The sequence below is a fragment of the Streptomyces sporangiiformans genome (genome assembly GCF_005768555.2).
GTDB classification, from domain to species: domain Bacteria; phylum Actinomycetota; class Actinomycetes; order Streptomycetales; family Streptomycetaceae; genus Streptomyces; species Streptomyces sporangiiformans.
Map to the genome: position 1 here is coordinate 1 of NZ_VCHX02000276.1, position 11,375 is coordinate 11,375.

The following is an 11,375-nucleotide window of genomic DNA, read 5'->3' on the forward strand; positions in this document are numbered from 1 at the left end:
CCGGTGTGCCGCACCGGACGCCCGCCCTTTCCGATTCGCCTCAGCGCCCCGGGTTCGCCTCAGCGCCCGGGGCCCGAGCACTCCAGCCCGCGCGCCCCCGGCAGCGCGTCCACGATGTCCTTGCGGGCGTCGCCGACACCCCAGCCGACCTCCCAGTCCTGCCGGTCCTCCGGGTACACCGGCACCCGCACCAGGGTGTAGTCACCGGCCTTCAGGTCCTTGCGCGCGCTGCCCAGCAGCGTGACGCTGATCGTCGGGTGCTTCGCCACGGACCGCTCGGGCCGGTAGTAGCGCTTCACCTCCAGCACGACCCGTACGTCCCCGTCGTCACGTGGCGTGATGCTCCGCACCGTCCCCTCGACGAGGACCTTCGAGCAGGCGATGTGCATCTCGGGCGAGTACTCCGCGTTGCCGCTGTCCTCGTTGCTCCCCTGCTGCGCGGCCGACTTGTCGCTCGCCCCACTGCTGCTGCCCACGCCGCCGCTCGCACCGAGCCACACCAGTCCGCCGAGCATCGCCGTCCCCATGCCCAGGGCGAGGGCACCCAGCGCCACGCCCCCATAACGCCTGCGCCAGCTCGGTTTCGCCGGTTTCACCGGTTTCTCCGTCCGGGCCGGCTTCGTCCTGACCGGCTTCGCCCTGACCGGCTTCGTCCTGGCCGGCTTGAGGGGCTCGGGGTTCGGTGACCGCTCAGGGCGTTCGCTCTCCGCGGCCAGAGCGTCCCCCATGATCCGCAACTGTTCCCGCAGCGTCGCCACGTCCGCCACCGCCGACCGGTGCTCCGTCATGAACGCCTCGTCCTCGAGGGCCTCCGGGGGCAGGGGCTCGTCCAGGAGCGCGGCCAGCAGGGCATCGGCTTGCTGATCGCCTTCGTACTCGGCCACGTCACACCACCTCGTCCTCGTGCAGGCGGGCACGCAGCGCGCGGACCGCCGTGTGCAGCCTGCTCTTGACCGTGCCCTCCGGGATGCCGAGCTCCTCGGCTATCCCGCGGACCGGCAGGTCGGCGTAGAAGCGCAGGACGAGGACCTGCCGCTGGGCGTCGGGCAACTCGTCCAGGCCCTGGGCCACGGCGAGCGAGAGCACCTTCGAGTCGTCGCCCGAGGTGTGCTCCAGTTGGCGCAGCGAGGCCAGGCGTTCTCCGATCCGTTCCTGGCGGCGCCTGGCCCGGTGCCAGTCCATAGCCAGGTTCGACGCGACGACCGCCGCCCACGCGGACACATCGCGCGGCGCCTCCGCGCCCCTCGCCGCCCGTTCCAGGAGCCGCAGCCGGACCTGCTGTACCCCGTCCGGCAGGTCCGCCTGCGGCACCCCGCCGAGCGCGAGCACCGCACGCACCCGGCGCTCCTGGGCCGCGTCCAGCGGATCGTCGACCGGAGCGTCGACCCCCTGGGCGCGGCGGGCTTTTCTGCGCAGCACAGCCACCCCTCCCCTCGCCGCGTTTCCTCTAGGACGCCGGTACGGTGCGAAACGTTCGACCGAGATGTACGTCACAGCACGCGGGAGCACACCGTCCCACTCCTCGGGCAACACGACAAAGGATTGGACAGCCGGACCGGGGACAGACGCATGATGGAACCGCCTCCCAGTAATGCCCAGGTAAAAGGAGTCGCCGTGAAGGTCGGAATCGTCGGAGCCACCGGTCAGGTCGGTACGGTCATGCGCAGGATCCTCGCCGAGCGGAACTTCCCGGTCTCCGAGCTGCGCCTGTTCGCCTCGGCCCGCTCGGCCGGCACGGCCCTCGACGGTGTGACGGTGGAGGACGCCGCCACGGCCGACTACTCCGGCCTGGACATCGTGCTCTTCTCCGCGGGCGGCGCGACCTCCCGGGCGCTGGCCGAGAAGGTCGCCTCGCAGGGCCCGGTCGTGATCGACAACTCCTCGGCCTGGCGCCGCGACCCGGACGTACCCCTGGTGGTGTCCGAGGTGAACCCGCACGCGATCGCGGACCGCCCCAAGGGGATCATCGCCAACCCGAACTGCACGACGATGGCCGCGATGCCGGTGCTGAAGCCGTTGCACGAGGAGGCGGGGCTGGAGGCGCTGGTCGTCGCGACGTACCAGGCGGTGTCCGGCTCCGGCCTGGCGGGCGTCGCCGAGCTGCACGGCCAGGCGCAGAAGGTCGTCGCCGACGCGGACCAGCTGACCCACGACGGCGCGGCGGTCGACTTCCCCGAGCCCCAGGTCTACAAGCGCCCCATCGCCTTCAACGTCCTCCCCCTCGCGGGCTCCATCGTCGACGACGGCCTCGGCGAGACCGACGAGGAACAGAAGCTCCGCAACGAGTCCCGCAAGATCCTGGAGATCCCGGCGCTGAAGGTCTCCGGCACCTGCGTCCGTGTCCCGGTCTTCTCCGGCCACTCCCTCCAGGTCAACGCCCGCTTCGCGCGTCCGCTGTCGGTGGAGCGCGCGACGGAGCTCCTGGCGGGCGCTCCGGGCGTCGCCCTGTCGGACATCCCGACCCCTCTCCAGGCCGCCGGCCAGGACCCGTCCTACGTGGGCCGCATCCGCACGGACGAGACCGTGGAGAACGGCCTCGCCCTGTTCGTCTCCAACGACAACCTCCGCAAGGGCGCGGCGCTGAACGCGGTCCAGATCGCGGAGCTCGTGGCGGCGGAGCTCAAGGGCTGAGTTCTCAAGGGCCGAGGCTCAAACGCTGAGGCTCAAAGGCTGAGACTCAAGGCCTGAAGTCAAGGGCTGAGCACAAGGACGGCACACACTCCGGCCTGTAGGCGGCCCGCCGGGGGCGGGCGGGCCGCTGCTGCGGACCCCGCTGCCGCGCCTGCCGCGGGCTTGTGCCGAACCGGCCACGGCGGCGTGCGGTTTATGTGAAGATCCCGCCATGACCCAGATGGCCAAGGGCGGCAATGTGCCCGTTCCGGTGGAAGCTCTTCAGGTGGCGGTGGCCTGGCAGCAGGGCCCGGGTGTTCCAGACGTGGACGTCTCGGCCCTGCTGCTCGACGGTACCGGCCGCGTCCGGTCGGACGCCGACCTCGTCTTCTACAACCAGCGCGAGCATGCCTCGGGGTCCGTGCGCCATCTGGGCAAGGGGCAGGGGCCGGGCGGGACGGCCGCCGACTGGATCTGGCTGGACCTGGCGGCCGTCGAGGCCCAGGTGGACCGGGTCGTGGTGGCCGCCTCCGCCGACGCGGGCACGTTCGGGCAGATACCCATGCTGGACATCCGGGTCGGTCTCCCCGCGGGGCAGCCGGTCGCGTCCTTCTCGATCGGTGACGCGACCACGGAAACGGCCTTCGTCTTCGGGGAGTTCTACCGCAGGAACGGCGGCTGGAAGTTCCGCGCCGTGGGCCAGGGCTACGACTCGGGCCTGGCAGGGCTCGCGACGGACTTCGGAATCGCCGTCGAGGAGACGCCGGCCCCTCAGGTCCCGCCGCCCCCTCCGCCGATGCCCGTCGCTCCCCCACCCGCACCCGCACCTCCCGCCTTCACGACGGCTCCGTTCTCCCAGGGGCAGGGCCAGGGACAGTGGCCCGGGCAGGTGCAAGGGCTGAGCCAGCCGCAAGGACAGATGCAGGGGCAGCCGCATGGGCATGGGCAGCTACAGGGGCAGGACCAGGGGATCCTCGGCGATCTCGCGGTCGGGTTCGCGCCCTTCGTCCACCAGGGCTCGGGCAAGCAGCGCGTCACCTGTCCGCCGTCCCTGCCGCCCGGCCGCCGCGTGGTCGTCGAGATCGAGTGCCGCGACAGCATCTCGGTCACCCTCTACACGTGCGACGAGTACGGCCGCACGGACGAGCTGCTGCTGGACGCCTACGAGGACGAGGTCCACGGCCGCACGGTGACCACCGTCCCCGGTGACCGCCCGCTGTCCCTGAGCGTGGAGGCCGACACCCCGTGGACCCTGCGGGTGCTGCCGCTCGGCCACGCCCGGCGGCTGGAGCACACACTCCACGGCAGGGGCCCGGACCTGCTGGTGTACGAGGGGCAGCCCGGCGTGCTCTCCTTCACCCACCAGGGCGAGAGCAACTTCACGGTCTGGTACCACTATGCGTCCACCGATCCCCACTGGCCGGAGGACGAACAGGAGCTCCTCGTCAACGAAGTCGGCCGCCTTGACGTACTGGCCCCGGTCCAGCGCCCCGGACTGCTGCGCGTGGGAGCCGACGGCCCATGGCGGATCGCGGTGGGCGGCTGACGGCTCAGGGCCGGCGTACCTCGTACAGGAAGCAGCCGTACTCCACGGCCCGTACGTGTACGAGGGCCACCTCGGGGTCGGCGAACGCCTCCGCGAACGCGTCGTCGAAGCTCTCCGGAGGCTCGACGAGGCGCCCGCCGAGGATGTGCCCCCGTGCCGAGTAGCGGCGAAGGGTGCGATGGGCCCCCGGGAACGGAAGTCCGGCCAGGTCCGGTCCCGCACAGTCGTCCGCGTGGATGAAGACCGGGCCCTGTTCGTCGTACGCGCCCGGATCGGCGCCCGTCTGCGCGGACCAGCGGCGCAGCGGGGCGTACGAGACGAGGGCGATCGTTTCGCCCGGCTCGCTGCGGCGCAGGCAGCAGCGGAGCGGGGCACCCCCCTCGTCGTCCACGAGGGGAACCGTCCGGCGACCCGCGTCGTCGACGGAGCGCAGCTCCTTCAGGGCCGTGGGCGGGACGGGGCGTGCGGTGTACGTCGTCATGTTCTCGATGTACGTCGTCATGTCACCGATGCTCCCGCCCGCGCGAGCCTCTCACCGGCGGGAAACGGACATCGCGTTCCCCGCAGGTCACGTGGAAGGATGACCGAACCCACACATAACGAGGAGATGACCGCGTGCCTGGCACAAACCTGACCCGCGAAGAGGCTCAGCAGCGGGCGAAGCTGCTCACCGTTGACTCGTACGAGATCGATCTCGACCTCTCCGGCGCGCAGGAGGGCGGCACCTACCGGTCCGTGACCACGGTGCGCTTCGACTCGGCCGAGAACGCCGAGTCCTTCATCGACCTGGTGGCCCCGACCGTCCACGAGATCGCCCTCAACGGCGACCACCTCGATCCCGAGGAGGTCTTCAAGGACTCGCGGATCGCGCTCTCGGGCATCCTGCAAGGACGCAATGTCCTGCGGGTGGTGGCCGAGTGCGCGTACACCAACACCGGTGAGGGGCTCCACCGGTTCGTCGATCCGGTCGACCAACAGGCCTACCTCTACACACAGTTCGAGGTGCCGGACGCCCGCCGCGTGTTCGCGTCGTTCGAGCAGCCCGATCTGAAGGCCACCTTCCAGTTCACCGTGAAGGCGCCGACGGGCTGGACGGTCATCTCCAACTCCCCGACGCCCGAGCCCAAGGACGACATCTGGGTCTTCGAGCCGACGCCGAGGATCTCCACCTACATCACCGCGCTCATCGTCGGTCCGTACCACAGCGTCCACAGTGTGTACGAGAAGGACGGGCAGTCCGTCCCGCTCGGCATCTACTGCCGTCCCTCCCTCGCCGAGTTCCTCGACTCGGACGCGATCTTCGAGGTCACGCGGCAGGGCTTCGACTGGTTCCAGGAGAAGTTCGACTACGCGTACCCGTTCAAGAAGTACGACCAGCTCTTCGTGCCGGAGTTCAACGCGGGGGCGATGGAGAACGCAGGCGCGGTCACCATTCGCGACCAGTACGTCTTCCGCTCGAAGGTGACGGACGCGGCGTACGAGATGCGCGCCGAGACCATCCTGCACGAGCTCGCCCACATGTGGTTCGGCGACCTCGTGACCATGGAGTGGTGGAACGACCTGTGGCTCAACGAGTCGTTCGCCACCTACACCTCGATCGCCTGCCAGGCGTACTCCCCCGACTCGCGCTGGCCGCACTCGTGGACCAGCTTCGCCAACCAGATGAAGACGTGGGCGTACCGGCAGGACCAGCTGCCCTCCACGCACCCGATCATGGCCGAGATCCGCGACCTCGACGACGTGCTCGTCAACTTCGACGGGATCACGTACGCGAAGGGTGCGAGCGTGCTGAAGCAGCTCGTCGCGTACGTCGGCATGGACGAGTTCTTCCGGGGCGTACAGGCGTATTTCAAGACGCACGCGTACGGAAACACGCGGCTGTCGGACCTCCTCGGCGCGCTGGAGGAGACCAGCGGGCGCGATCTGAAGAACTGGTCGGAGAAATGGCTCCAGACCGCCGGCATCAACATCCTGCGTCCCGAGATCGAGACGGACGCGGACGGTGTCATCACGTCCTTCGCGATCCGTCAGGAGGCCCCTGCCCTTCCCGTCGGCGCCAAGGGCGAGCCGACGCTGCGCCCGCACCGTATCGCCATCGGCCTCTACGACCTCGACGACGACGGCGGCAAGCTGCGGCGGAGCGGCGGGGACAGCGGCGCCGGCCGCATCGAGCTCGACGTGGACGGCGAACTGACCGCCGTACCCGAGCTGGTGGGCAAGCGCCGCCCGGCGGTCGTACTCCTCAACGACGACGACCTCTCGTACGCGAAGGTCCGCCTCGACGAGGATTCGCTGGCGTTCGTGACGGAGCACCTGGGTGACTTCGAGGCGTCCCTCCCCCGTGCCCTGTGCTGGGCCTCGGCCTGGGACATGACGCGTGACGCGGAGCTCGCCACCCGCGACTACCTGTCCCTCGTGCTGTCCGGCATCGGCAAGGAGTCGGACATCGGCGTCGTGCAGACGCTGCACCGCCAGGTGAAGCTGGCCCTCGACCTGTACGCGGACCCGGCCTGGCGCGAGGCCGGCCTGACCCGCTGGACCGAGGCCACGCTCGCACACCTGCGCGCGGCGGCCCCGGGCGGCGACCACCAGCTGGCCTGGGCGCGCGCCTTCGCGGCGACCGCCCGTACGCCGGAGCAGCTGGACCTTCTGGAGGGCCTGCTCGACGGCCGGGAGACCATCGAGGGGCTGGCCGTCGACACCGAGCTGCGCTGGACGTTCGTACAGCGGCTCGCGGCGGTGGGCCGGTTCGACGAGGCGGAGATCGCGGGCGAGTACGAGCGCGACAAGACGGCCGCCGGTGAGCGCCACGCGGCGACCGCCCGGGCCGCCCGCCCGACCGAGGAGGCGAAGGCGGAGGCCTGGGCCTCGGTCGTCGAGTCCGACAAGCTCCCGAACGCCGTGCAGGAAGCGGTGATCGGCGGCTTCGTCCAGACCGACCAGCGCGAACTGCTGGCCCCGTACACGGAGAAGTACTTCGCGGCGGTCAAGGACGTCTGGGAGTCCCGCTCGCACGAGATGGCCCAGCAGATCGCGGTCGGTCTCTACCCCGCCGTGCAGGTCTCCCAGGCCACCCTGGAGAAGACGGATGCCTGGCTGGCCTCCGCCGAGCCGAACGCGGCCCTGCGCCGCCTCGTCTCGGAGTCCCGCTCCGGCGTCGAACGCGCCCTGAAGGCCCAGGCAGCGGACGCGGCGGCACAGGCGTAGGCGCCACCGGGCGCCCCGTCAGGGGCGCCCCCTCAGGGTCGCGGGCTGCTGCGTATGCGGCTCCGCCGCGTGGGCGCGACCAGCCCCCGACGGCCCGCGGCAGGCATCAGGACCGCACTTCCCGCGGGCTCGGAGCGCCACCCGGCGTTCCGAGCCCGCGGGCCACCACCGCCGCACCCTCGCCTCCGCCCCGGACGGGGCGCCATTGACCGAACACCGTCGCTCCGAAGGCCAGCGCCATGCCCGCCACCTGCACGGGACCGAGCGCCTGGCCGAGCGCCGCCCAGCCGACCACGGCCGCGGTCAGCGGTGAGAGCGGGCCGAGGAAGGTGACCTGGGTGGCGGCGAGGCGGCCGATGCCGCGGAACCAGAGCCAGTACGCCACCGCCGTGTTGGCCAGCGCGAGGTAGAGGTAGCCGCCGACCGCCCGGCCGTCGAGCGCGGGCGGCGGCCCCTCGACGAGCAGCGCGACCGGCGCGATCAGCAGGCCTCCCGCGGTCAGCTGCCAGCCGGTGAGAGCCAGCGGCCCCACGCCGTCGGGCTGGCCCCACCGCTTGGTGAGGACCGTGCCCGCGGACATCGAGGCGGTCGACGCGACGGCCGCCATGACGCCGATGACATCGAGCGCACCGGCCGCCTTCAGCACGACGAGGCTGACGCCGAGCGCCGCCGCGATGCCGGTGAGCAGCGTACGCACGGTCGGGCGTTCGCCCAGCAGGACGGCCGCGAGGCCCGCGACGAACAGCGGGCCGACTGAGCCGACGACCGCCGCCATACCGCCGGGCAGGCGATAGGCGGAGAGGAAGAGGAGCGGGAAGAAGGCGCCGATGTTCAGCGCGCCCAGGACCGCCGCCTTCCCCCACCAGACGCCGCGCGGCAGTCTCCGGGCGGCCGCGAGCAGCACGAGCCCGGCGGGCAGGGCCCGCATCAGACCGGTGAACAGGGGCCGGTCGGCAGGCAGGAACTCCGTGGTGACGGCATAGGTGGTGCCCCAGGAGATGGGCGCCAGTGCGGTGAGGGCGATGGTGACGGGGGCGGTGGCGGGGCGGCTCATGACCGGCTCCAGGCGAGGACAGGGACGGCGAGTGGCAGGGAAATAGCTCGGCTGCAAGTAGCTTAGCTCTAAGCTACTTTCCGTCAAGCTACTTTCTTGCGACTGAGCGAACGGATGCGGATACTCGCCGTATGGCCACGCCCGAGACCCCCCGAGACGCCGTCGACGCGATCATCGACCAGTGGGCGGTCGTCCGCCCCGATCTGAACACCACTGCGATGGAGGTCTTCGGCCGCGTCTTCCGGCTCTCACGGACGATGGGCGACCGGATGGACAAGGCGTACGCACGGTTCGGGGTCTCGCGCGGCGAGTTCGACGTACTCGCCACACTCCGGCGGACCGGCGCCCCGTACACCCTCTCGCCGCGACGGCTCTCCGAGACGCTGATGCTGACCACCGGGGGGATGACCGGCCGGCTGGACAAACTGGAACGGGCCGGTCTGCTCCGCAGGTCCCCCGACCCGCACGACCGGCGAGCCCTTCAGGTCACGCTCACCAACAAGGGCCTGGCCATGATCGACGACGCGGTCGAGGCCGGGCTCGCCCTCCAGACGCAGGCGCTGTCGGCACTTGATGAGGAACAAACCGGACAACTGGCCGACCTGCTGCGTCAGCTGCTCGCGGGCACGGTCGACCCACAGCCTTGGAGCTGAGAACACGCCGAGGGCGCCGTCCTCGCCCGCGTACCGCGAAACGCGTGTACGTGGTCGAGGACGGCGCCCTCGGAAAGATCCGGAGAACCCCCGGGAGTCAGCCCCGCTTGGTCTTGGGCTGCCGGTCCGTCGACTTGTCCAGGACCATGACCAGACCGGCGATGACCGCGAAGAGCACGATCGGCGCCACGACAAAGAGGCCCAATGTGTCGATGACGCTCAGACCCGGGCCGGGGTCGTCACCGTCGTCGGGAATCAGTGCGAGCGCGGGGGACGACATGAGCAGCATCATCAGCGTCGTACCGGCGGCCAGCGTGCCGGCGCGCAGGGCGTTCTTCTTGTCCACGGAGCAAACGTAGCGAACCCCTAATCCGGTCGCGCGCCCGGGGGTGCCGTATGAGGCTCGCACCGCCCGGCGGCCCGCCCGCGCACCACGTCGAGCAGGGCGTGCAGACGGGGAGAGGCGGCGAGTTCGTCCAGGGTGACGGGGCGGCCCTCGGCGTCGGCGACGGGCAGGCGCCAGTTCGGGTACTGGTCCCAGGTGCCGGGCAGGTTCTGCGGGCGGCGGTCGCCGACGGCGTCCGGGAGCCAGACGCCGATCATGCGGGCCGGGGTGCGCAGCAGGAAGCCGTGCAGGGCCTGGATCTCGACTTCCTCCGAGACCCGGGCTCCGCCGCCGACCCCGTCGAGCAGCCCGAGCCGGGCGAGCAGCGCCAGCCACTCCCCCGTCTCCGCGGACGCCTCGGCCCGCTCCTCCTCCAGAGTGCGGGCCAACAGGCCCAGGCGGTCCCGGAGTTCGACATGGTCGCCGGTGAGGCGGGCGGCGGTGGGCGGCAGGTCGTGGGTGGTGGCGGTGGCCAGGCAGTCGGCGCGCCAGCGTTCGGGAGGCAGGGGCAGGCCGTCGCCGTCCCAGTCCCGCTCGAACCACAGCACGGACGTGCCGAGCACGCCGCGCTCATGCAGCGTCTCGCGGACGCCCGGCTCGACGGTGCCGAGGTCCTCGCCGATCACCAGCGCTCCGGCGCGCGAGGCCTCCAGCGCGAGGATCGCGAGCATGGCCTCGGCGTCATAGCGAACGTACGTTCCTTCGGTCGGCGCCTCTCCCCGCGGGATCCACCAAAGCCGGAAGAGGCCCATGACGTGGTCGATGCGCAGGGCACCGGCGTGCCTGAGCAGGGCACGCAGCAGGCGGCGGTAGGGGGCGTAGCCGGACTCGGCCAGCCGGTCGGGGCGCCAGGGAGGCAGGCCCCAGTCCTGGCCGCGGGCGTTGAAGGCGTCCGGGGGCGCGCCGACCGACATGCCGTCCGCGAAGTACTCCTGCTGTGCCCAGGCGTCCGCGCCGCCGGGGTGCACGCCGACGGCGAGGTCATGGACGAGTCCGACGGCCATGCCCGCGTCGCGCGCGCTGCGCTGGGCGGTGGCGAGCTGCGCGTCGGTGAGCCAGGCGAGGCGGCTGTGGAAGTCGACGCGGTCCATCAGCTCGCCGCGGGCCCGGGAGGTCGCGGGCGAGCGCGGGTGACGCAGTCCCGAGGGCCAGGAGTGCCAGTCGGAGCCGTATCTCTCCGCAAGCGCGCACCACGTGGCGTGGTCCTCCAGGGCCTGGCCCTCCTCGGCGAGGAAGTCGCAGTAGGCGGCGCGCCGTCCGGGCCCCAGCGGCACCTCGCGGACCAGCTCCAGCGCCTCGCGCTTGAGCTCCCACACGGCGTCGCGGTCGATCAACGCGCCCTTGTGGAGGACGGATCCGCGCAGTCGGTCGGCGCGCTCCAGCAGCGTACGGACCCGGTCACGGTCCTCGACGTACGCGAACTCCGGGATGTCCTCGACGCGCAGATACACGGGGTCTGGGAAGCGGCGCGAGGAGGGCCGGTACGGAGAGGGGTCGGTGGGCGCGCCCTGTACGGCCGCGTGCAGCGGGTTGACCTGTACGAATCCGGCGCCGTGCGCCCGTCCCGCCCAGGCCGTCAACTCCGCGAGGTCCCCGAGGTCGCCCATGCCCCAGGAGTGCCGGGAGAGGAGGGAGTAGAGCTGGACGAGCAGTCCGTACGTGCGCCCCGGGGGCGCCGGCAGCCGGGCCGGGGCGACGACGAGGTGGGCGCGGCCGGTGCGGCCATCGGGGGCGATGGCCTCCAACTCGTGGACACCCTCGGGCAGTTGCTCCGCCGAGGCACGGGTCTCGCCCTGCTCGGTGCGGATACGCAGGCGGGTGCCCGCGGGGAGTGCGGTGAGAGCGGCGGGGAGCGGGCCGCTCGGGCGCCCGGCTCGCGCGGCGGACGCGGGGGCGTCCGCCGCGGGCTCGCGGTCGCCG

General features: G+C 71.7%; 10 protein-coding genes. 4 read left to right on the forward strand and 6 right to left on the reverse strand.

The genetic code is table 11. The features are described 5' to 3' along the window. Positions 1-59: 59 nt before the first annotated feature. Complete coding sequence (locus FGD71_RS36035) at positions 60-884, reverse strand: hypothetical protein (protein WP_119104761.1); 825 nt, start codon at positions 882-884, stop codon at positions 60-62. Position 885: 1 nt separating this feature from the next. Continuing rightward, on the reverse strand, positions 886-1,425 hold the full coding sequence (locus tag FGD71_RS36040; RefSeq protein ID WP_181359339.1) for a sigma-70 family RNA polymerase sigma factor: 540 nt from the start codon (positions 1,423-1,425) through the stop codon (positions 886-888). A gap of 189 nt (positions 1,426-1,614) precedes the next feature. Here FGD71_RS36040 and FGD71_RS36045 point away from each other — a divergent pair, with 189 nt between their 5' ends. Both FGD71_RS36045 and FGD71_RS49350 read left to right on the forward strand, forming a co-directional pair. Further along, positions 1,615-2,631, forward strand: coding sequence for an aspartate-semialdehyde dehydrogenase (locus tag FGD71_RS36045; RefSeq protein WP_119104763.1), 1,017 nt, complete (start codon positions 1,615-1,617; stop codon positions 2,629-2,631). A 211-nt stretch (positions 2,632-2,842) separates the two neighbouring features. Beyond that, a complete protein-coding gene (locus FGD71_RS49350; RefSeq protein ID WP_240436941.1) occupies positions 2,843-4,156 on the forward strand; it encodes a TerD family protein in 1,314 nt (437 codons plus the stop codon). A gap of 4 nt (positions 4,157-4,160) precedes the next feature. Here FGD71_RS49350 and FGD71_RS36060 read toward each other — a convergent pair whose 3' ends face one another. Further along, on the reverse strand, positions 4,161-4,637 hold the full coding sequence (locus tag FGD71_RS36060; RefSeq protein WP_119104769.1) for a DUF1203 domain-containing protein: 477 nt from the start codon (positions 4,635-4,637) through the stop codon (positions 4,161-4,163). A 134-nt stretch (positions 4,638-4,771) separates the two neighbouring features. Here FGD71_RS36060 and pepN point away from each other — a divergent pair, with 134 nt between their 5' ends. Beyond that, positions 4,772-7,363, forward strand: a complete 2,592-nt coding sequence (gene pepN, locus FGD71_RS36065) for an aminopeptidase N (protein WP_119104764.1) — start codon at positions 4,772-4,774, stop codon at positions 7,361-7,363. 106 nt (positions 7,364-7,469) lie between these two features. Here pepN and FGD71_RS36070 read toward each other — a convergent pair whose 3' ends face one another. Next, the gene (locus FGD71_RS36070) at positions 7,470-8,417 is read right to left on the reverse strand and encodes an EamA family transporter (protein WP_119104765.1); all 948 of its coding nucleotides are present in this window, start codon (positions 8,415-8,417) and stop codon (positions 7,470-7,472) included. Between the two features lie 131 nt (positions 8,418-8,548). Here FGD71_RS36070 and FGD71_RS36075 point away from each other — a divergent pair, with 131 nt between their 5' ends. Continuing rightward, positions 8,549-9,070: a MarR family winged helix-turn-helix transcriptional regulator gene (locus tag FGD71_RS36075; RefSeq protein WP_119104766.1), complete on the forward strand. Its 522-nt coding sequence runs from the start codon at positions 8,549-8,551 to the stop codon at positions 9,068-9,070. A gap of 97 nt (positions 9,071-9,167) precedes the next feature. On the opposite strand, the gene FGD71_RS36080 is transcribed toward FGD71_RS36075, so the two are convergent. Together FGD71_RS36080 and malQ are read right to left on the reverse strand one after the other, a co-directional pair. After that, on the reverse strand, positions 9,168-9,416 hold the full coding sequence (locus FGD71_RS36080; protein WP_119104767.1) for a hypothetical protein: 249 nt from the start codon (positions 9,414-9,416) through the stop codon (positions 9,168-9,170). 20 nt (positions 9,417-9,436) lie between these two features. Next, positions 9,437-11,375, reverse strand: a 1,939-nt coding sequence (malQ, locus tag FGD71_RS36085; RefSeq protein ID WP_119104768.1) for a 4-alpha-glucanotransferase, incomplete at its 5' end; no start/stop codon positions are given.